The sequence below is a fragment of the Pseudomonas sp. NPDC087342 genome (genome assembly GCF_044744265.1).
Lineage (GTDB): Bacteria > Pseudomonadota > Gammaproteobacteria > Pseudomonadales > Pseudomonadaceae > Aquipseudomonas > Aquipseudomonas nunensis.
Map to the genome: position 1 here is coordinate 227724 of NZ_JBIUXZ010000004.1, position 20502 is coordinate 248225.

At 57.9% G+C, this 20502-nt stretch carries 24 protein-coding genes; 10 read left to right on the top strand and 14 right to left on the bottom strand.

What is annotated here, in order from left to right:
• Positions 1 to 67 precede the first annotated feature (67 nt).
• Positions 68 to 409 (top strand): Grx4 family monothiol glutaredoxin, encoded by a 342-nt coding sequence (grxD, locus tag ACIOYV_RS13420; protein WP_054045200.1) that lies wholly within the window; start codon positions 68 to 70, stop codon positions 407 to 409.
• Between the two features lie 204 nt (positions 410 to 613).
• On the opposite strand, the gene bfr is transcribed toward grxD, so the two are convergent.
• Positions 614 to 1087: a bacterioferritin gene (bfr, locus tag ACIOYV_RS13425; RefSeq protein ID WP_017340571.1), complete on the bottom strand. Its 474-nt coding sequence runs from the start codon at positions 1085 to 1087 to the stop codon at positions 614 to 616.
• Positions 1088 to 1285: 198 nt separating this feature from the next.
• A complete protein-coding gene (locus tag ACIOYV_RS13430) occupies positions 1286 to 1504 on the bottom strand; it encodes a bacterioferritin-associated ferredoxin (protein ID WP_008057530.1) in 219 nt (72 codons plus the stop codon).
• Positions 1505 to 1817: 313 nt separating this feature from the next.
• On the opposite strand from ACIOYV_RS13430, the gene ACIOYV_RS13435 reads away from it, so the two are divergent.
• On the top strand, positions 1818 to 2420 hold the full coding sequence (locus ACIOYV_RS13435; protein WP_054045198.1) for a peroxiredoxin: 603 nt from the start codon (positions 1818 to 1820) through the stop codon (positions 2418 to 2420).
• A 75-nt stretch (positions 2421 to 2495) separates the two neighbouring features.
• Here the strand turns inward: ACIOYV_RS13435 and rnt are convergent, their stop codons facing one another.
• Together rnt and pyrC are read right to left on the bottom strand one after the other, a co-directional pair.
• Complete coding sequence (rnt, locus tag ACIOYV_RS13440; RefSeq protein WP_054045196.1) at positions 2496 to 3173, bottom strand: ribonuclease T; 678 nt, start codon at positions 3171 to 3173, stop codon at positions 2496 to 2498.
• Entirely contained in the window at positions 3170 to 4216 is a 1047-nt protein-coding gene (pyrC, locus tag ACIOYV_RS13445; RefSeq protein WP_401324278.1) for a dihydroorotase, read from the bottom strand. Before pyrC ends, rnt begins: the two co-directional genes overlap by 4 nt.
• Positions 4217 to 4373: 157 nt before the next feature.
• On the opposite strand from pyrC, the gene ACIOYV_RS13450 reads away from it, so the two are divergent.
• Together ACIOYV_RS13450 and ACIOYV_RS13455 are read left to right on the top strand one after the other, a co-directional pair.
• Entirely contained in the window at positions 4374 to 5282 is a 909-nt protein-coding gene (locus ACIOYV_RS13450; protein ID WP_290023478.1) for an OmpA family protein, read from the top strand.
• Between the two features lie 128 nt (positions 5283 to 5410).
• Positions 5411 to 6628, top strand: coding sequence for an argininosuccinate synthase (locus ACIOYV_RS13455; protein WP_007898502.1), 1218 nt, complete (start codon positions 5411 to 5413; stop codon positions 6626 to 6628).
• A gap of 85 nt (positions 6629 to 6713) precedes the next feature.
• Here the strand turns inward: ACIOYV_RS13455 and ACIOYV_RS13460 are convergent, their stop codons facing one another.
• On the bottom strand, positions 6714 to 7373 hold the full coding sequence (locus ACIOYV_RS13460; RefSeq protein ID WP_401324280.1) for a hypothetical protein: 660 nt from the start codon (positions 7371 to 7373) through the stop codon (positions 6714 to 6716).
• 557 nt (positions 7374 to 7930) lie between these two features.
• Here ACIOYV_RS13460 and ACIOYV_RS13465 point away from each other — a divergent pair.
• Entirely contained in the window at positions 7931 to 8557 is a 627-nt protein-coding gene (locus ACIOYV_RS13465; protein ID WP_054045186.1) for a response regulator transcription factor, read from the top strand.
• Between the two features lie 43 nt (positions 8558 to 8600).
• On the opposite strand, the gene ACIOYV_RS13470 is transcribed toward ACIOYV_RS13465, so the two are convergent.
• The 8 genes from ACIOYV_RS13470 to metG all read right to left on the bottom strand — a co-directional run bounded on the left by ACIOYV_RS13470 (position 8601) and on the right by metG (position 15641).
• Positions 8601 to 8780, bottom strand: coding sequence for a PA3496 family putative envelope integrity protein (locus tag ACIOYV_RS13470; RefSeq protein WP_007898493.1), 180 nt, complete (start codon positions 8778 to 8780; stop codon positions 8601 to 8603).
• 106 nt (positions 8781 to 8886) lie between these two features.
• Complete coding sequence (gene nth / locus ACIOYV_RS13475; protein ID WP_054613670.1) at positions 8887 to 9525, bottom strand: endonuclease III; 639 nt, start codon at positions 9523 to 9525, stop codon at positions 8887 to 8889.
• Between the two features lie 25 nt (positions 9526 to 9550).
• On the bottom strand, positions 9551 to 10123 hold the full coding sequence (locus ACIOYV_RS13480) for an Rnf-Nqr domain containing protein (protein ID WP_401324283.1): 573 nt from the start codon (positions 10121 to 10123) through the stop codon (positions 9551 to 9553).
• Positions 10116 to 10727 (bottom strand): RnfABCDGE type electron transport complex subunit G, encoded by a 612-nt coding sequence (locus ACIOYV_RS13485; protein WP_401324285.1) that lies wholly within the window; start codon positions 10725 to 10727, stop codon positions 10116 to 10118. The genes ACIOYV_RS13480 and ACIOYV_RS13485 overlap by 8 nt, the downstream gene beginning before the upstream one ends.
• Entirely contained in the window at positions 10724 to 11716 is a 993-nt protein-coding gene (locus ACIOYV_RS13490) for an RnfABCDGE type electron transport complex subunit D (protein ID WP_401324287.1), read from the bottom strand. Before ACIOYV_RS13490 ends, ACIOYV_RS13485 begins: the two co-directional genes overlap by 4 nt.
• On the bottom strand, positions 11703 to 12914 hold the full coding sequence (rsxB, locus tag ACIOYV_RS13495; protein ID WP_401324289.1) for an electron transport complex subunit RsxB: 1212 nt from the start codon (positions 12912 to 12914) through the stop codon (positions 11703 to 11705). The genes ACIOYV_RS13490 and rsxB overlap by 14 nt, the downstream gene beginning before the upstream one ends.
• Positions 12911 to 13480 (bottom strand): Rnf-Nqr domain containing protein, encoded by a 570-nt coding sequence (locus tag ACIOYV_RS13500; protein WP_401324291.1) that lies wholly within the window; start codon positions 13478 to 13480, stop codon positions 12911 to 12913. The genes rsxB and ACIOYV_RS13500 overlap by 4 nt, the downstream gene beginning before the upstream one ends.
• A gap of 109 nt (positions 13481 to 13589) precedes the next feature.
• Positions 13590 to 15641: a methionine--tRNA ligase gene (gene metG, locus ACIOYV_RS13505; protein WP_163912425.1), complete on the bottom strand. Its 2052-nt coding sequence runs from the start codon at positions 15639 to 15641 to the stop codon at positions 13590 to 13592.
• 330 nt (positions 15642 to 15971) lie between these two features.
• Between metG and apbC the strand changes: the two genes are divergently transcribed.
• Positions 15972 to 17066: an iron-sulfur cluster carrier protein ApbC gene (gene apbC / locus ACIOYV_RS13510; protein WP_401324293.1), complete on the top strand. Its 1095-nt coding sequence runs from the start codon at positions 15972 to 15974 to the stop codon at positions 17064 to 17066.
• Positions 17067 to 17222: 156 nt separating this feature from the next.
• On the opposite strand, the gene ACIOYV_RS13515 is transcribed toward apbC, so the two are convergent.
• Complete coding sequence (locus tag ACIOYV_RS13515) at positions 17223 to 17981, bottom strand: SDR family oxidoreductase (protein ID WP_054045171.1); 759 nt, start codon at positions 17979 to 17981, stop codon at positions 17223 to 17225.
• 166 nt (positions 17982 to 18147) lie between these two features.
• Here ACIOYV_RS13515 and ACIOYV_RS13520 point away from each other — a divergent pair, with 166 nt between their 5' ends.
• The 4 genes from ACIOYV_RS13520 to ACIOYV_RS13535 all read left to right on the top strand — a co-directional run.
• A complete protein-coding gene (locus ACIOYV_RS13520; protein ID WP_401324295.1) occupies positions 18148 to 18879 on the top strand; it encodes a HugZ family protein in 732 nt (243 codons plus the stop codon).
• 66 nt (positions 18880 to 18945) lie between these two features.
• On the top strand, positions 18946 to 19425 hold the full coding sequence (locus tag ACIOYV_RS13525; protein WP_054045168.1) for an FxsA family protein: 480 nt from the start codon (positions 18946 to 18948) through the stop codon (positions 19423 to 19425).
• A gap of 247 nt (positions 19426 to 19672) precedes the next feature.
• Positions 19673 to 19966: a co-chaperone GroES gene (locus ACIOYV_RS13530; protein ID WP_054045166.1), complete on the top strand. Its 294-nt coding sequence runs from the start codon at positions 19673 to 19675 to the stop codon at positions 19964 to 19966.
• 49 nt (positions 19967 to 20015) lie between these two features.
• On the top strand, positions 20016 to 20502 hold a 487-nt coding region (locus ACIOYV_RS13535), incomplete at its 3' end, for a TCP-1/cpn60 chaperonin family protein (RefSeq protein WP_401324296.1).

Below are 20502 nucleotides of genomic sequence, written 5' to 3' on the forward strand. Positions count from 1 at the left end.
CTCGGGTTTCCGTTACAATGCGCCACCGTGCCGACCCTTGAGTCGGAAAGTTCAGCCGAGGTGCTCCATGGATATCATCGAAACGATTAAAGAGCAGATTGCTAACAACACCATTCTGCTTTACATGAAAGGCTCGCCGAATGCCCCACAGTGTGGCTTCTCCGCGAAAGCCGCGCAGTCCGTTATGGCGTGTGGCGAGAAGTTCGCGTACGTGGACATCCTGCAGAACCCGGAAATTCGCGCCAACCTGCCAAAATACGCCAACTGGCCAACCTTCCCGCAACTGTGGGTTGGTGGTGAGCTGGTCGGCGGTAGCGACATCATGACCGAAATGGCTGCTGACGGTTCGTTGCAGGCCACGATCAAAGCGGCTGTTGAAAAAGCAGCTGCCGCCAAGACCGAAGCCTGATCCGGCGTTCCCTACGGGGAGCGACCCGAACAGCTTCCTGTAGGAGCGAGGCTTGCCCGCGAAGATCGATAACTCGGTATTACTGATAAACCGTGTCATCGTTCTTCGCGAGCAAGCATCGCTCCTACAAATCAGGCATAAAAAAGCCCCGCACCTCACAAGAGGGCGGGGCTTTTTAGTGGCTCGAGTTTAGCGAACGCTAATTTACTCTTCGCCCATCTGCGATTGCAGGTAGTTCTCAAGACCGACTTTATCGATCAGGCCCAGTTGGGTTTCCAGCCAGTCGATATGTTCTTCTTCGGATTCAAGGATATCTTCAAGCAGTTCACGGCTGCCGAAGTCGCCGACGGTTTCGCAATGCGCGATCGCGACCTTGAGGTCCGCGTGGCCGGTGCGTTCGATACGCAGGTCGCACTCAAGCATTTCCTGAGTGTGTTCGCCGATCTGCAGCTTGCCCAGGTCCTGGACGTTCGGCAGGCCTTCAAGGAACAGGATGCGCTTGATCAGCTTGTCCGCGTGTTTCATCTCGTCGATCGATTCGTGGTATTCGTGCTTGCCGAGCTTGTTCAGACCCCAATCTTCGTACATGCGCGCATGCAGAAAGTATTGATTGATCGCGACCAGCTCATTGGCAAGGATCTTGTTGAGATGCTGGATGACTGTAATGTCGCCTTTCATGATGGGGTCCTGCCCTGTATTAACTGACTATAAGGCAGAGTTTGAGCCGCGTAATTAAGAGTGTCAAACCTAAGTTATTGAAAGTTATATGAAAATTAATCGGAATAAGAATGTTTGTGTTCCGCGTCTTGAGCCTAAGCGATTGATTTGCGGGCATAAAAAAACCGGACATTAGTCCGGTTCTTTGAAATACGGTAATTATGCGGCAGTAAATTCAACAGGAAATGGAATCGCGGCCTGGGCGGTTTGCAGCTTGGTCAGGGTTTCGCGCACCACTTCCTTGGCAAGGCAGGCGCATTTACCGCATTGGCTAGCTACGCCGGTGGCCTGACGGACTTCTTTATAGCTGCAGCAACCTTCATAGATTGCATCGCGGATTTGACCGTCGGTGACGCCAGTGCAGAGGCAGACATACATAAGTGAGAACCGTCGCTGGTTGTGACTCAATTGCGATGGATCTTAATGTTAACGAGAATGATTGTCAAAGTGCTTTCTGAAAGCTTCGCGTTATAAGCGCCGATGGCTGACGAACGGTTTTCGACATGGCATTACGACAGTAACCGTAACAGTCCGAATTTAACGCGCCGCTGAAAATCCGTTAAGGACAGCTCAAAAACGCCGTGTATGATGGTCGGTCCTTGCGAAGGGGATCGTGTCACAGGGCTGTCGCCTGAGGGTGGCAGGCTGATGCGAATCCAGTTCTTCACGTTAATAGACCAGGAGATATTCAATGAGCGTACTCGTAGGCAAACAAGCTCCAGACTTCACCGTACCGGCTGTACTCGGCAACGGCGAGATCGTAGACAGCTTCACCCTGTCGTCGGCTATCAAAGGCAAATACGGCCTGGTGTTCTTCTACCCACTGGACTTCACCTTCGTTTGCCCGTCCGAGCTGATCGCTCTGGACAACCGCATGGCTGACTTCAAGGCGCGCAACGTTGAAGTGGTTGCCGTGTCGATCGACTCGCATTTCACCCACAACGCATGGCGCAACACCCCGGTGAACAATGGCGGTATTGGCCAGGTTCGCTACACCATGGCTGCTGACATCAAGCAGGAAATCATGAAAGCCTACGACGTTCAGTCCGCTGACGGCGTTGCATTCCGTGGTGCATTCCTGATCGACGACAAAGGCGTTGTCCGTTCGCAGATCATCAACGACCTGCCACTGGGCCGTAACATGGAAGAGCTGATCCGTCTGGTCGACGCACTGCAATTCCACGAAGAGCACGGCGAAGTTTGCCCTGCCAACTGGAAAAAAGGCGACAAAGGCATGACCGCTTCCACCGAAGGTGTTGCGGCTTACCTGACCGAGCACGCTGCGGCGCTGTAAGCCCAAGCGTCAGGCATAAAAAAACCGGCCGCGAGGCCGGTTTTTTTGTGGGCGGGATAAAACCGTTCGACCGGATCAGTCGTTGAAGTCTTCCCAGCCGCCCATTTGTTTCCAGCGATTGACGATGCCGCAGAACAACTCGGCGGTCTTCTCGGTGTCGTAGCGAGCCGAGTGAGCCTCGCGACCGTCAAAGTCGATATCGGCTGCCTGGCAGGCCTTGGCCAATACGGTTTGACCGTAGGCCAGACCGGCGAGGGTTGCAGTGTCGAAACTGGAGAACGGATGAAACGGGTTGCGTTTCATGTCCAGGCGCGCGACAGCGGCGTTGAGGAAGCCCAGGTCGAAGCTGCTGTTGTGCCCGACCAGGATCGCCCGTTTGCAACCGTTGGCTTTCAGAGCCTTGCGGATGCCGCGGAAGATATCGGTCAGGGCAGTTTCTTCACTCACGGCCATGCGCAGCGGGTGATCGAGCTTGATCCCGGTGAATTCCAGGGCGGCCGCTTCGATGTTCGCGCCTTCAAACGGTTCTACGCGAAAGAAGTAGGTGTGATCGGGGTAAACAAACCCTTTTTCATCCATGGCGATGGTGGTCGCGGCAATCTCCAGCAGGGCGTCGGTGGCCGAGTTGAAACCACCGGTTTCTACGTCGACGACAACCGGCAGGTAGCCACGGAATCTGGCAGCCATTGGATGACGAGGACCGCCTCCACCGCCTTGACCGTCCTGTTCGTCGTCGAAATGGTCTTCACTCACGCGTGTTCCTCCAGCAGGCGCCAGCGCAGTTTTTCACCGGCGCGCAGCGGGATTACGGTCAGCTCGCCAAATGGCAGGCTGGTTGGGGCGGTCCACTCTTCGCGGACCAGGGTAATGCGATCGGTGTTCACCGGCAGGCCGTAGAAGCGCGGGCCGTTGAGGCTGGCGAAGGCTTCGAGCTTGTCCAGCGCGTTGCGCTGTTCGAAGGCCTCGGCGTACATCTCGATCGCAGCATAAGCGGTGTAGCAACCGGCACAGCCGCAAGCGGCTTCTTTGGCATGCTGGGCATGCGGCGCCGAGTCGGTGCCGAGGAAGAACTTCTCGCTGCCGCTGGTGGCGGCGTCGAGCAGGGCTTCCTGGTGCGTGTTGCGCTTGAGAATCGGCAGGCAGTAGAAGTGCGGCCGAATCCCGCCCACCAGCATGTGGTTGCGGTTGTACAGCAGGTGATGAGCAGTGATGGTCGCGCCGACATTGGCCGGAGCCGCGTTGACGAACTGCACGGCATCGGCGGTGGTGATGTGTTCGAACACCACTTTGAGCGTCGGGAAACGCTCGACCACACGGCGCATGTGCTCATCGATGAAGATTTTTTCGCGATCGAACACGTCGACATCGCCACGGGTGACTTCACCGTGGATCAACAACGGCATCCCGACTTCGGCCATGGCCTCGATCGCCGGGAAAATCTTGTCGATGCTGGTGACGCCAGAATCCGAGTTGGTGGTGGCGCCGGCCGGGTACAGCTTGGCGGCGTGAACGAAACCGCTGGCCTTGGCTTCACGAATTTCTTCGGGCTGGGTGCGGTCGGTCAGGTACAGCACCATCAGCGGTTCGAAACGACTGCCGGCCGGGCGTGCAGCGAGAATCCGCTGGCGATAGCCGTCGGCTTCAGCGGCGTTGCGCTGCTGAGGTACCAGGTTGGGCATGATGATGGCGCGAGCTAAGGTGCGCGCGACATCCGCAACGGTATTGGACAAAACAGCACCATCGCGAAGATGAATATGCCAGTCGTCGGGACGCAGCAGGGTCAGGCGGTCGGACATGAGGGGATTCCAGGCGGGTCAAACTGAGGGGAATGCTACCGGAAAAGACTCTCTCAGGCACTCGCTATCAAGTTTTGCAGCAAGCTTCCGATATCCAATAGGTATGCCGTAAACGTATGTGTCGGTCTTTTTGTTGTAGAAGCCAGTGGAGCCTCCCGTGCGCCAGCGTTATTTAGCCTTGCTCAGTGTGTTTGCCAGCCTTCCCGCGATGGCGCTCACTTTCCAGACCCGTCTGGAGAGCATTGAGTGGACGGTCGAAGGGGATAAATTCGAATGCCGACTGGCCCAGCCGATTACCGATTTCGGTTCCGGCGAGTTTGTGCGTCGTGCGGGTGAGCAGGCGATTTTTCGTCTCAAAGCCTACAACTCGGTGATCGGCGGTGGCTCCGCGACCTTGCTGGCGGCGGCTGCGCCATGGCAACCGGGACGTGGCGACATCAATCTGGGGTCGGTGAACATCGGCAGCGGCAACGTGTTGTTCAACAGCTCACAAGTGCAGGCCGGGCGCCTGATCAGTGGCTTGATGGACGGTCGCAGTCCGGTGATCCGACGCGCGTCCGGCGATGGCCGGGTGTCTGAAGTTCGCTTGCTGCCGGTCAAGTTCAACAAGGCTTTCAATGATTATCAGGGCTGTGTGGCCAAGCTGTTGCCGCAGAATTTCGAGCAGGTGAAGCAGTCCGAAGTCGGTTTCCCCGGCGAAGGTGTCGATCTGGATCCGCAGGCCAAGGCCAAGCTGCAGGTCATGCTGGAGTTTATGAAAGCCGATCCGACGGTTAATCACATCGAACTCGACGGTCACTCCGACAACAGCGGCAATCGCCTGACCAACCGCGAACTGTCACGCCGCCGCGCATTGGCAGTGATGGACTTCTTCAAGGCCAATGGCATCCAGGAATCGCAGATCACCATGCGTTTCCACGGTGAACGCTACCCGCTGGCGCCGAATACCAATGCGACCAACCGGGCCAAGAATCGCCGGGTCGCGGTGCGTCTTGAACGGGTTGCTCCGACCGAGAAACCGACAACTCCGGCCACCGCATCCGCTGGCGCTGCGGCTACATCCTGACTCGGCGGTCATCGTCGCGCTCTCGTAAGAATCTGTCGCTTCGTCGTCATAAGCTGTCGCGGTACTGTAAATTATTCCGTATGAGCGGTAGACTTCACGGCTTTCCGTAAACCCCGTGGAGTGATGGCATGGCGGACGTAAACAAGGTCGTTCTGGCGTATTCCGGCGGCCTGGACACTTCGGTGATCCTCAAGTGGCTGCAGGATACTTATAACTGTGAAGTAGTGACCTTCACCGCTGACCTGGGTCAGGGCGAAGAGGTCGAACCGGCCCGCGCCAAGGCTCAGGCCATGGGCGTAAAAGAAATCTACATCGACGATCTGCGCGAAGAGTTCGTGCGTGATTTCGTGTTCCCGATGTTCCGTGCCAACACCGTTTACGAAGGTGAGTACCTGCTGGGTACTTCCATCGCTCGTCCGTTGATTGCCAAACGCCTGATCGAAATCGCGAACGAAACCGGCGCTGACGCCATTTCCCACGGCGCGACCGGCAAAGGCAACGACCAGGTGCGTTTCGAACTGGGCGCCTACGCACTCAAGCCAGGCGTGAAAGTGATCGCCCCTTGGCGCGAGTGGGACCTGCTCTCCCGTGAAAAGCTGATGGATTACGCTGAAAAGCACAACATCCCGATCGAGCGCCACGGCAAGAAAAAATCCCCGTACTCGATGGATGCCAACCTGCTGCACATCTCCTATGAAGGCGGCGTGCTGGAAGACACCTGGACCGAGCACGAAGAAGACATGTGGAAATGGACCGTCTCCCCGGAGAAGGCTCCAGACAAGGCGCAGTACCTCGAACTGACCTACCGCAACGGCGACATCGTCGCGCTGGACGGCGTCGAAATGACCCCGGCCACCGTGCTGGCGACCCTGAACCGTATCGGTGGCGAACACGGTATCGGCCGTCTCGACATCGTCGAGAACCGCTACGTGGGCATGAAGTCCCGTGGCTGCTATGAAACCCCTGGCGGCACCATCATGCTGCGCGCTCACCGTGCGATCGAATCGATCACCCTGGACCGCGAAGTGGCTCACCTCAAAGACGAGCTGATGCCGAAATACGCCAGCCTGATCTACACCGGTTACTGGTGGAGCCCTGAGCGTCTGATGCTGCAACAGATGATCGACGCTTCCCAGGCTCACGTAAACGGTGTGGTTCGCCTGAAGCTGTACAAAGGCAACGTGATCGTCACCGGCCGCAAGTCCGACGAATCGTTGTTCGATGCCAACATCGCGACCTTCGAAGAAGACGGCGGCGCCTACAACCAGGCCGATGCGGCGGGCTTCATCAAGCTCAACGCCTTGCGCATGCGTATTGCTGCCAACAAGGGTCGCAAGCTGTTCTGAGACCTTTGCCGTAGCAAATGAAGCTGTGGCCCTGTCATTGACAGGGCCACAGCTCTTTACGATCCATTCAGCAATACATTCCTGATCACTCATCAAGCATCTGATCCAGCACCGTCACGCCCTGTGAGCTCAAGTTGTAAACAATGCAAAAGGGTTCGCGTGTGCCTTTCCTTTTCAGCTTTGAATGCTTGAGTGCGCCTTCCTTCAGTAACTTCTCAGACTCGCTGCAAGCAAGAAACACGATCACCTTTATGGGATGACTGTGTGGTTTGCGGATTTTCTCCATCAAGGTGGTGTAGCCCGCCTGAGTGTCCATCCCGCGAGTATCGACGATGCTCAATCCTTTCAATCGCCCCGGCAGATAGACGCTGTGCTGCTCGCGGATGCCTGTGTGCAGATGGATCGGGGTCGGCGGGCCCTGCGCACTCCAGAACCAGTGACGAAACCTCTTCGCCCTGGTCGAAAAGCCGGGGGTGGCCGGGCGCTCGGCGTTATCACTGGTTTTTATAAAGGACTTGTCTTTATCAAAGTCAGAGGGGGCGTAAAGCGATCGATAGTTGAAGTTGAGCGTGAGGAAAAAAAGAAAGAGTAAGTAAAATGGAAAGCTGATTAAAAACCAGACGTAGATTTCCCGTTCGTCGTTATCGAGAAACGGCAGGGAGACAGCGGCAGAGGTTTCGGAGATTGCTGCAAATATCGCAATAATGGTCATCGGATTCGAGATCCTTCTTTTGAGTCTTTTCATGTTTTACACTCGTGGAATAATGGCTTTTCTCGTGTGGATAAAGTAACTGGCAATAGGCGGTTTCAGATTTGATGGTCGCTATTGAGGGTGAATCGTTCAGCGTAATAAGAATGACTATATAGATTAAATGTAGTTCTCGTTGTTGTTATATGTTGGGTGTTCTTGTTTCAAAAGTTTATGTCATGAGTTACACAAGGCCTTCTGCCGACAAACCGGTATTAGAGCTTGTATTCTGGGGTGGCTTTTGAAGGTGACAATGTCCGTTACTTTTCAGCATTGGCCTGTAGGCAAAGAACGCGGGAGGTGTTGCGGGGTGGTCGGTTCTGCGCGGTGTTGGTTGTAAGCCGATACATAAAAATGCACCTGAAGTCAGGCGTTCTTAAGATTTCATAGTTTCAGCCTCATTATATTTTAGGTTTTTTTGTAGGAATCATCCTTGTTGCTTGTAGGGAATGTCTCTCGGTGTGGGTGCCCGGGGGGTACGACATGCCACGGGTGAAACGACTAGGCTATTGTGCGGGCTCTAAAAATTCGAACAGCGAAAATTGGACTTGCCCATGAATAAAGTGCTGATCGTGGATGATCACCCTGTCATTCGTCTTGCGGTGCGTTTGCTAATGGAACGTCATGGCTACGAAGTCATCGCAGAAACAGACAATGGTGTGGATGCATTGCAACTAGCCCGCGAACATATGCCGGATATTGTCATTCTGGATATTGGTATACCGAAACTGGATGGGCTGGAAGTCATCGCGCGTCTGACATCGGTCGCGCTGCCGTTGAAAGTGCTAGTGCTGACTTCCCAGGCGCCGGGACACTTTTCAATGCGTTGCATGCAATCGGGGGCTGCCGGTTATGTTTGCAAACAACAGGACCTGACTGAATTGCTTAGCGCTATCAAGGCGGTATTGTCAGGCTACAGTTACTTCCCCAATCAAGCCTTGCATACCGTTCGCTCCAGTCTTGGCAATGCCAGTGAAGCCGATATGGTGGATCGTTTGTCGGGGCGGGAAATGATGGTGTTGCAACAACTGGCCCGTGGAAAGACAAACAAGGAAATTGCCGATGGGATGTTTCTCAGCAACAAGACGGTCAGTACTTACAAGACCCGGTTGTTGTTGAAGCTCAATGCTCGCTCGCTGGTGGACTTGATCGAACTGGCCCAGCGCAATGGCCTGGTATGACGGCACACAGTAAAAAGCCTCCGTTTCGGGAGGCTTTCAGGTGTCATAGATCAAAATCGTAATCGGCCAATTGCTTCTGCAGTCGGCGCTCCTCCAGCAGATTGTCGATGGTGCGGCGCTTGCTCAGGTTGGTTTTTGCCACTTCAACCACCGGTTCAGCGTCATCGGCTTCAACGGGGGTGAAGTCGTCTTCTACGTCCAATTGCTCTTTGCCAGTGCTCATTTTGTTACTCCAGGCTAAGACTGCCTTTGGCGCTCCTTATATCGACATTCTCCCGGCGGGTAAAAAAGATTTTTTCAATCGGTGAATCAATAATTCTAATAGCGCCTCAATCGTCGGAGGTCTTTTGCTTGTATTCGCACAAGTCCTCGATTCGGCAACTGCCGCAGCGGGGCTTGCGGGCCAGGCAAACGTAGCGTCCGTGGAGGATCAGCCAGTGATGCGAATCGAGCAGAAACTCCTTGGGCACGAATTTCATCAGCTTGTTTTCCACCTCGACCACATTCTTGCCGGGAGCAATCCCGGTACGGTTGCTGACCCGGAAGATATGGGTGTCCACGGCCATGGTCAGTTGACGGAATGCGGTATTGAGCACCACGTTGGCGGTCTTGCGGCCGACGCCGGGCAAGGCCTCCAGCTCCTCACGGGTCTGAGGCACTTCGCCGCCGTGTTTTTCCACCAGCAGGCGACAGGTCTCGATCACGTTCTTGGCCTTGCTGTTGAACAGGCCGATGGTCTTGATGTACTCCGTCAGCCCTTCGACCCCCAAGGCATAAATCGCGGCGGGGGTGTTGGCCACCGGATACAGCTTCGCCGTGGCCTTGTTGACGCCGACATCGGTGGACTGCGCCGAAAGAATCACCGCGATCAGCAATTCAAACGCAGAGGAATAGGCCAGTTCGGTCTTCGGTTCCGGGTTGTCTTCGTGCAACCTGCGAAAGATTTCGTAACGTTTTGCGGCATTCATGGGTGATGCGTTTCCTCGAAAGCGGTCAATTTGAGGGGCGAAGCCAAGCCTGTTTCGCAGCGATCAGCAGCCCCAGCAGAATAAATCCACCGGGGACCAGTGTGGCCAGGTGCAAGCCACCGTCGGCGGTCAGCACCCAGCCGGGCCAATCCAGCCCGCCGACCAGCCAGGACAGATGCGCGCCAACAGTGCCGATACCGACGAGTTCACGCAGCAAACCCATGGTCATCATCAGCGCGCCGAACAGGCCACACAGGCGCAAGCGATCACGCCAAGGGCTCTGGAAAAATTCATTGCTGTCCAATACGACGCATTGCAAGGCAATCAGTCCGGCATACAGCCCCAGGTGTTGCTGCCATTGCAGCGACCAGGCTTGCCCGGCGAGCTCGGCGCAACTGGTCAGCGCGGCTGCCAGCAGAACGCTGGCAGGTAAGCATGCCCAAGGCGCAAGTCGGGTGCGTAGGGGCGCTATTCCCGTGCCATAGATGGCAATCACCACCACAAACATCAACCACAAACCCACGGCGGTCATCAGGGAGTCAGTGGCGCCGATCAGTGGCGCCAGCATCAGCGAGTTCTGCACGGAGGCCTTATTCATGGGCGCTGCTCCCGATCAGCTGTTGCCGATGCTCATCAAAGTAGCGCAATGCATCGTGAATGGCGTTGATCACCGCTCTTGAGGTGGTGGTCGCCCCGGCCATTTGATCGAATTGTCCCTGATCCTTTTTCAGCGCCCAGCCATTGTCAGCGGGGTCGGTGCGCGACTTGCCGGTGAAAAGGTGCAGCCAGGCGTTCGGCCAGTCGGCGAGACGACCGCCCAGGCCCGGGGTTTCCGCCTGCTTGAGGGTTTTGACGCCGAGCAGTTTGCCGTTGGCGTCGATGGCAATCAGCAACTCGATGCTGCTGGTGTAACCCACAGTCTGGCTGCGCAGCAACACGGCGCTGGGTTGGCCGGCCTTGGTTGCCAGGTAGCCCTTCAGCAATGTGCTGTTGCTCAGCGAGGTATTGTCGAGGACCAGTGGCTTTTCCAGCGGCTGATTGTCGTAGCTCTCGGGCGGCAACATATCCAGCAGCGTGCGACTGTCGATCAGCCGTTGTTCGGTGGCAATGCGCTCGGCACTGGTGTGTTTAACAAGGTAGGTCGCGCCAATTCCCAGGCCGGCCAATAAAACCAATGTCACAACGCTGGTCGGCCGGTTCATGGTGCGCTTCGCTCCTGGCGGCCGGCGATAAACCGCTCCAGCGCCGGTACGCAGAGATTCATCAGCAACACGGCAAACGCCACGCCATCCGGGTAACCGCCCCAAGTGCGAATCAGGTAAGTCAGCAGTCCCACACCCGCGCCGAACATCAGCCGGGCGCCAGGGCTTTTGGCGCCGGACACCGGCTCCGTGACGATAAAGAAAGCGCCAAGCATGCTCGCGCCAGTCAGCAGATGAAACAACGGCGAACCATGGGAATCCGAGCCTGAGCCGTTCCAGCACAGCAGGCTGATGATGAACAGGCTGGCGAGCATGCCCACCGGCGCATGCCAACTGAATACCCGTTGCTGCAGCAAAAAGGCGCCGCCAGCCAGAAACGCCAGGTTGACCCATTCCACCCCGCGCCCGCCGAAATGGCCGAACGCCGAATTGCCGGCGAACAACTCATCCATGGTCAGGCTTTTGTTGATGCGCAGGCTGTCCAGTGCCGTAGCCTGGACCCAGGCATCCGGCGTCTGGCTGAAACTGAAGCCGAAGATCTGTTGCAGACCGCCGAGCAGGTCCATGCCATGGGATGACGGCCAATGCGTCATCGGCTGGGGAAAGCTCACCAGCACCAGGGCGAAACCAAGCATGGCCGGGTTGAACGGGTTCTTGCCGACGCCGCCATACAGGTGTTTCCCGAACAGCATCGCGGCGGCCGCCGCACTGACCGTCAGCCACCACGGGCAATAGGGCGGCAACGCCAACGCCAGCAACGTCGCGGTGACCAACGCACTGCCGTCGCTCAAGGTCGGCTGGATCGCACGTTGGCGCAGCTTCAGTACGGCGGCTTCCACCGCCAGCGCCGTTATCGCGGTCAGAATCAGGTTGATCAATACGCCCCAGCCGTACAGCCAAAACAACGCCAGCATCCCCGGCACGGTGGCCAGCAATACCAGCTTCATGGCCTGCTGAAGGCGTTCGTCTACCGATTCAAGGGGCGACATAAGCCTCCACCAGACGTTCGGCTTCCAGCAGTCGGGCGCGGGCTTTGTCCATCAACTCGGCAGACGTATCGGGTTGTCGCTGCAGTTTGCTGACGTCGGCGCGGGCGTAGGCCAATTCGGTTTTCAGCTGTCGAAGCTGCTTGTCGATCGGACGTTTTTCGACGCGCTGCAAATCAGGCAACGGTTGATCGCTGACGGCTTCCGCATCGTGCAAGACCTGTTCGGCGTCTTTCAACGCTTGCTCCAACGCTTCGATCTGCTGTGCCGGTGCTTCACTGGTTTGCGCTTTTTTTAGTTCGGCGCGACGCATGGCCAACTGGATTTTTGCCCGTTTCAGCTCTGCATCTTTTGCCGGGGCAACCGGTGCCGGAGCAGGCGGTGCGCTGCTTTCCAGTTGCGCCAGAGCTTGTTCGGCCGCTTCGAATTGCTGTTGCAGCACGATCAATTGCGATTGTTGCTCGAAAGTCGGCGGATGCCCGAACGCCTTCAGTGATTTGTTCAATTGCGCGCGACTCATCGCCACGTCGATCTTGGCTTTTTTCAGCGCCGCATCAGCGGTCGCGGTTTTCTGCGCACGGACTCGCTCAAGGGCGGCTTGCACCGGATTGAGCGTCACTTCGCTGGGTTGCGCAGCACGTTGGGCGCGGGCCAGGCGCTCAGCGACTTTCTGCTGTTCTTCACGTTGCAGTCGGGCGTTGCGCTGTTCGAACCGACGCCGTGCCCGATTGCGCTTGGTGGCTCGGGCCCGTTGTTCCTCAAGGCTGAACGCCAGGCCGCCGACAATCGGCAGCACCGTGGCCAGCGGTAACGGGTGCATTTCGATGCAGTCCACCGGGCACGGCGCCACGCACAGGTCGCAACCGGTGCATTCATCGACGATCACGGTGTGCATCAGTTTCGCCGCACCAACGATGGCGTCCACCGGGCAAGCCTGGATGCACTTGGTGCAGCCAATGCATTCGGCTTCGCGAATGTAGGCGATCTGCGCCGGTGCCGGACCGCGACTGATGTCCAGTTCCAGCACCGGCACTTTCAGCAGTTCGGCGAGGGCGGCGATGGTTTCGCTGCCGCCCGGCGGGCATTTGTTGATCGACTCGCCGCTGGCAATGCCTTCGGCGTAGGGCTTGCATCCAGGGTGGCCACACTTGCCGCATTGGGTCTGGGGCAGGAGGGCGTCGATGCGTTGAATCAGACTCATGTTTTGATCAGTCCACTGAATCCGAGAAAGGCCACTGCGATCAGTCCGGCGCCGATCAACTGGATCGGCAAGCCACGAAAGGGCAGGGGAACATCGTTGTCACGTGTGCGTTGGTGCAAGTCATTGAACAGGCTCAATACCAGCCAGAAACCCAGCCCCGCGCCAAGGCTCAGGGCTGTGGCGTGGAAAAATCCCTGGTCGTCCCGGGCGTTGAGCAAGGTCAGTCCGAGCACGCCGGCATTGCCCAGCAGCAACGGCCAGAGGCCCTCGAACGAAAATTTTGGCAGTAATCGCGACAGCAGCTGCAGCAGCGAGGCGATCAGCAGAACGCTCAATGGCAGGAACACGAACAGGCGCAGGCTCGTCAGCCCCAGTGGCACGAGTAACCAATGGTAGAGCGCATAACCGAGCATACCAACGATCAGCATCAGGCTCGCCGTAGCAATGCCCAGTGCGTGGACCTGCCTTTGCTCCGAACCCACCAGCGGATCGACGCCCAGCGGCCACTGCAACACGAGGTTGTTGATCAGGGCGGCGCTGATAAGCGTAAAGAGCAGTTCGGTCATGATTGTCCGTACCCACACGACGAGGTGAGCGCTGAGAGTAATTATGGGCCAGACATGAAAATCCCACAGTCACGCCAGGCACGACTGTGGGATTTGTTCAGCAAAATACTTACTTGATGCGCTGACCCGGCTTGGCGCCGCTGTCGGGGCTCAGCAGGTAGATTTCTTCACCGCCAGGACCGGCCGCCATCACCATGCCTTCGGAAATCCCGAACTTCATTTTGCGCGGCTTGAGGTTGGCGATCATCATGGTCAGGCGACCTTCGAGCTTGGACGGATCCGGGTAAGCGCTCTTGATCCCGGAAAGCACGTTGCGTTGCTCGTCACCGATGTCCAGGGTCAGGCGCAACAGCTTGTCGGCGCCTTCCACGGCTTCGGCCTTGAGGATCAGCGCAACCCGCAGGTCGACGGCAGCAAACGCATCGAACTCGATTTCCGGCGACAGCGGTTCCTTGACCAGTTCACCGTTGCCGGCGGGTGCCGTTTCACCGGTATCGGTGGCGCTGGCGGTCAGGTCTTCTTTCGAGGCGTCGGTCATGGCTTGGACTTTTACCGGGTCGATGCGAGTCATCAACGGTTTGAACTCGTTCAACTGATGATTGCTCAGCAGCGTGGCGTGGTCGTTCCAGGTCAGCGGGGCGACATTCAGGAACGCCTCGGCGTCGGCGGCCAGCAGAGGCAGTACCGGTTTGAGGAAGATCACCAGTTGGCGGAACAGGTTGATGCCCAAGGCACAGATGGCCTGGACTTCGTCGTGCTTGCCTTCCTGTTTGTTCAGCGACCACGGGGCCTTGTCGGCGATCCAGGCGTTGGCGCGGTCGGCCAGGCCCATGATTTCGCGCATGGCGCGAGCGAAGTCACGCGCCTCGTAGGCGTCGGCGATGCTTGGCGCGGCGGCCAGGAACGCGTCGGTCAGTTCCGGCGCGGCGTTACCCGCCACCAGCACACCGGCGTTGCCTTTCTGGATGAAACCGGCGCAACGGCTGGCGATGTTGACAACTTTGCCCACCAGGTCGGAGTTGACCTTCTGCACGAAGTCTTCAAGGTTCAGGTCGAGGTCGTCGACGCCACGGCCCAGCTTGGCCGCGTAGTAGTAACGCAGGTATTCCGGCGACAGATGATCCAGGTAGGTCCGGGCCTTGACGAAGGTGCCACGGGACTTGGACATTTTCTGACCGTTGACGGTCAGGTAGCCGTGCACGTTGATGCCGGTCGGCTTGCGGAAACCCGCGCCTTCGAGCATCGCCGGCCAGAACAGCGCGTGGAAGTTGACGATGTCCTTGCCGATGAAGTGGTACAGCTCGGCGGTCGAATCCTTGGCCCAGAATGCGTCGAAATCCAGGTCCGGACGACGGGCGCACAGGTTCTTGAAGCTGGCCATGTAGCCGATCGGCGCGTCCAGCCACACGTAGAAATACTTGCCTGGCTCGCCCGGGATCTCGAAACCGAAGTACGGCGCATCACGGGAGATGTCCCACTGTTGCAGGCCGGCGTCCAGCCACTCGGCGATCTTGTTCGCCACGGCGTCTTGCAGGGTGCCGCTGCGGGTCCAGGCCTGAAGCATTTCCTGAAAGTCCGGCAGTTTGAAGAAGAAGTGCTGGGAATCCTTGAGCACCGGGGTGGCGCCAGAGATTGCCGACTTCGGATCCTTCAGGTCGGTTGGGGCGTAGGTCGCACCGCATTTTTCGCAGTTGTCGCCGTACTGGTCTTCAGTGCCGCATTTCGGGCAGGTGCCCTTGATGAAGCGGTCGGCCAGGAACATTTTCTTTTCCGGGTCGAAGTACTGCGTGATCGAGCGCTGGGCAATGTGCCCGGCGTCGCGCAGCTTCAGGTAGATCTGGCTCGACAGCTCACGGTTTTCTTCGGCGTGAGTGGAGTGGAAATTGTCGAAGTCCACCAGGAAGTCGGCAAAGTCGGCGCTGTGTTCAGCCTGGACGTTGGCGATCAGTTGTTCCGGGGTGATGCCTTCCTTTTCCGCGCGCAGCATGATGGCCGAGCCGTGAGCGTCGTCGGCGCAGACATAAATGCATTGATTGCCGCGGTGCTTCTGGAAGCGCACCCACATGTCGGTCTGGATGTATTCCAGCATGTGGCCAAGATGGATCGAACCATTGGCATAGGGCAGGGCGCTGGTGACGAGGATCTTGCGTGGCTCGGACATGGGGCTCGGCTACTTGATGAAACGGAGGTCGGCCACTATAAAGCGCTGGCGCATATTTTTCACCCCCGGCACAGGCCATCACGGTCCTTTGTAGCAGCTGGCGAAGCCTGCGTTCGGCTGCGAAGCAGTCGTAAAATCGGCCCCACGGTGTTTCAGGTAATTCGAATTTTCTGGTTCTGCGACTGCTGCGCAGCCGAACGCAGGCTTCGCCAGCTGCTACAGAATGCGTGTGGCCACCGGATAATTGTCACATCCTGAAAGCATGCCGTCCGGCCTGTAGAACAGGTACGATACCCGCCTGATTTTCCAGTCTTGTTATCGGAGTTGCCCATGAGCGCCGTCAATCGCGCAGCGGTGGAAGCCGTCCTTCGCCAATACACCGACCCTTACCTGAACCAGGACCCGGTCAGCGCCGGGTGCGTGCGCAACATCGACATCCAGGGTGATCGCGTCAGCGTCCAGCTGGAACTCGGTTACGCCGCCGGCCTGTTCAAAAGTGGCTGGGCTCAGATGTTGGAAATGGCCATCCAGAACCTCGACGGCGTGAGCAGTGCCCGCGTCGACATCACCAGCGTGATCGCCGCGCATAAGGCTCAGGCACAGATTCCGGGCCTGGCCAACGTCAAGAACGTTGTCGCCGTAGCTTCGGGCAAGGGTGGCGTGGGCAAGTCCACCACCGCTGCCAACCTGGCGCTGGCGCTGGCCCGTGAAGGTGCCAAGGTCGGGATTCTCGACGCCGACATCTACGGTCCGAGCCAAGGCATCATGTTCGGCATTCCCGAAGGCACCCGACCGAAGGTCAAGGATCAGAAGTGGTTCGTGCCAATCGAGTCCCATGGCGTTGAAGTGATGTCCATGGCGTTCCTGACCGACGACAACACGCCGATGGTCTGGCGCGGTCCGATGGTTTCCGGCGCCTTGTTGCAACTGGTGACACAAACCGCGTGGGGCGATCTCGATTACCTGGTCATCGACATGCCGCCAGGCACCGGCGACATCCAGTTGACCCTGGCCCAGAAAGTCCCGGTGGCTGGCGCCGTGATCGTCACCACCCCGCAGGACCTGGCCTTGCTCGACGCACGCAAAGGCGTGGAAATGTTCCGCAAGGTCAACATTCCGGTGCTCGGCGTAGTGGAAAACATGGCCGTGCACATCTGCTCCAACTGCGGGCATGCCGAGCATCTGTTCGGTGAGGGCGGTGGGGTGAAACTGGCCACTCAATATGGCTTTGAACTGCTGGCGTCGTTGCCGTTGGCGATGGCCATCCGCGAACAGGCCGATGGCGGCAAGCCAACAGTAATCGCCGAGCCGGACAGCCCGATTGCGCTGGTTTATCAGGAACTGGCCCGCCATGTCGGCGCGCGGATTGTGTTGCAGGAAGCGGCAACACCGGCGATGCCGAATATCACCGTCAGCGACGATTGATCAAGTCGCCTGTAGCAGCTGCCGAGGCACGAGGCTGCGTTGGGCTGTGCAGCGGCCCCCGAGGGAGCCTCAGAGGGCGGTCCTGCGGACACGCAACGCAGCCTCGTGCCTCGGCAGCTGCTACGGCAAACGAGGCTGCGATCTCTTGATCTTGCTTTAGATCCGCAACCCGCCATCCATCTCCAGAATCCGGCCGGTGTAGTAGTCGTTCTCGAAAATGTAGGCCGCCGAATGGGCGATCTCATCCGGCTTGCCCATGCGCTTGAGCGGAATCCCGGCGGTCATTTTCTCCAGCGCTTCCGGCTTCATGCCCAGCGTCATCTCGGTTTCGATAAAGCCCGGCGCGATGCCCGCCACGCGAATGCCGTAGCGCGCCAATTCCTTGGCCCAGGTCACGGTCGCCGCTGCGACGCCAGCCTTGGCGGCGGAGTAGTTGGTCTGACCGACGTTGCCGGCGCGCGAGATCGACGAGATATTGATGATCGCGCCGCTGTTTTTCAGCTCGACCATTTTCGCCGCGACTTCACGGGTGCACAGGAATACGCCGGTCAGGTTGACGTCGATCACCGCCTGCCATTGGGCCAGGCTCATCTTGGTCATTTCGCCGTCCTTGACCTTCAACAACAGCCCGTCGCGCAAGATCCCGGCATTGTTGATCAAGCCGTGGATTGCACCAAAGTCTTCGGCGACCTGGGCAACCATGTGCGTCACTTGCTCTTCATTGGCGACGTTGCACAGGTAGGCGCGGGCTTCGACGCCCTTGGCCTTGCACGCGGCGACGGTGTCATCGAGCTTTTCCTGGTTCAGATCGACCAGCGCCAGTTTCGCGCCCTTGCCGGCGAAATACTCGGCCATCGAACGGCCTAAACCCTGGCAACCGCCAGTGATAATGATTACTTTGTCAGTGAGTTGCATTCGCATGCCCCAAAAGCAGGTCGGAGAGTGGTTCCTTGTAGAGGGCCTCTCGATCTGCACCTGATGTGGCCTGGTTGCACATGAGAACTGCCCCGATGGCGTACTGGATACATATCCCCAGGCGCCTGTCCGTTTTTTCGACGGATTCTATATAAGGAGTCATAAATTGAGCGTTGAAGCGGCCAAGAATGCCCGAGAATTGCTTCTCAAGGAATACCGCGGAGTGCTTTCGACGCACTCCAAGGCCATGCCCGGTTTCCCTTTCGGTTCGGTGGTTCCGTACTGCCTGGACGAGCAGGGCCGGCCGCTGATCCTGATCAGCCGCATCGCCCAGCACACCCACAACCTGCAAAAAGATCCTAAATGCTCACTGTTCGTGGGCGAGCGCGGTGCCGAAGACGTGCAAGCCGTTGGTCGCCTGACCTATCTGGCTGAAGCTGAGAAGATTGAAGACGCCGCCGCTGTCGATGCGGCCGCCGAGCGTTACTACCGCTACTTCCCGGATTCGCAGGACTACCACAAGGCGCATGATTTCGATTTCTGGATGCTCAAGCCCGTGCGTCACCGCTACATCGGCGGCTTCGGCGCGATTCACTGGGTCGATCAACTGACCCTGGCCAACCCGTTCGCCGGCAAAACCGAAGTGAGCATGGTCGAGCACATGAATGCCGACCACACCAAAGCCATCGCCCACTACGTCGAGCTGGCCGGTCTGCCAAAAACCGAACCGGCGCAACTGGCCGGTATCGACACCGAAGGCATGCACCTGCGTATTGGCCAGGCGCTGTACTGGCTGCCGTTTCAAGCCCCATGTAATACGCCGACACAAGTGCGCGAAGCCTTGGTTTTCCTGGCTCACGCCGAGCATTGGCCAAAAAATGAAGTGGCCGACGCTTGAATTCACGATATGGCGACGTCATCTAAGGAACACTGGCAAGGCATTCTTGCGTTGAGGAACCATTTGATGCGCCCTTTTTTATTGCTCTTTGTACTGTTTCCGGTGTTGGAGCTGTTCGTATTCGTCAAGGTCAGTGGGGCCATCGGGTTTTTCCCGGCCCTGCTGCTGATCATTCTCGGCTCGATGCTCGGCGTGTTCGTGCTGCGCATCGCCGGTCTGGCTACTGCACTGCGGGCCCGTGAAAGCCTGAATCGCGGCGAGTTGCCGGCCCAGACCATGCTCGAAGGCTTGATGCTGGCACTGGCGGGCGGTCTGTTGATTCTGCCGGGCTTCGTCACTGACGTGCTGGGCCTGATCATGCTGATGCCGATCTCTCGCCGTCTGCTGGCGAACAAGATGCGCCAGCGCGCCGAAGAACAGGCGATCCGTCAGCGTGCATTCGCCGATGACCTGCAATCGCGCGGCGGTCCTGCCCCACGCCAGCAACCGTTGGGCCGCGAGCCGAACGTGATCGAAGGCGAGTTCGAACACCACGATCCCAAGTAAAGCGTTTCAGCTGCACGGCACCTTCGGGTGCCGTGTTCGTTTGCGGGTAGCAACATGAAAAAATTTGCTTGCTCGCCCTTGTAATAAGCTTATGCGCCCTTATGTAACGGTCACCGCAAGGTTTCTGGCGATCATGCCAGACAGACTTCCGCGGTTCGCTTGACGAACCGCACCCGGCACCGCCGGATTTGTTAAACCCGCCGGGAATACACCGGCCGATGAAAACCACAATTAGGAGAGATCGACAATGAAGCTTCGTCCTCTGCATGACCGCGTCGTCATCCGTCGCAGCGAAGAAGAAAAGAAAACCGCTGGCGGTATCGTCCTGCCAGGTTCGGCTGCTGAAAAAGCCAACAGCGGCGAGATCCTCGCTGTCGGTACCGGCCGTGTGCTGGAAAACGGTGAAGTGCGTGCACTGGCCGTAAAAGTGGGTGACAAGGTTGTGTTCGGCCCGTACTCCGGCAGCAACACTGTGAAAGTTGACGGCGAAGACCTGCTGGTAATGGCTGAGAACGAGATTCTCGCTGTTATCGAAGGCTGATTCCCCGCTCATTTTCCCGCTACTACAAAGTATTTAAGGAATATCGATCATGGCTGCTAAAGAAGTTAAATTCGGCGACTCCGCCCGCAAGAAAATGCTCGCCGGTGTAAACGTCCTGGCTGACGCATTAAAAGCGACCCTGGGCCCTAAAGGCCGTAACGTGATCATCGAGAAGAGCTTCGGCGCTCCGACCATCACCAAGGACGGCGTTTCCGTAGCCAAAGAAATCGAACTGAAAGACCGTTTCGAAAACATGGGCGCGCAGCTGGTCAAAGACGTTGCCTCCCGTGCCAACGATGACGCAGGCGATGGCACCACCACCGCTACCGTTCTGGCTCAATCGATCGTCAACGAAGGCCTGAAAGCCGTCGCTGCCGGCATGAACCCGATGGACCTGAAGCGCGGCATCGACAAAGCGACCATCGCTATCGTCAAAGAGCTGAAAGCCCTGTCCAAGCCTTGCGCTGACACCAAGGCAATCGCTCAGGTCGGCACCATCTCGGCCAACTCCGACAACTCCATCGGCGACATCATTG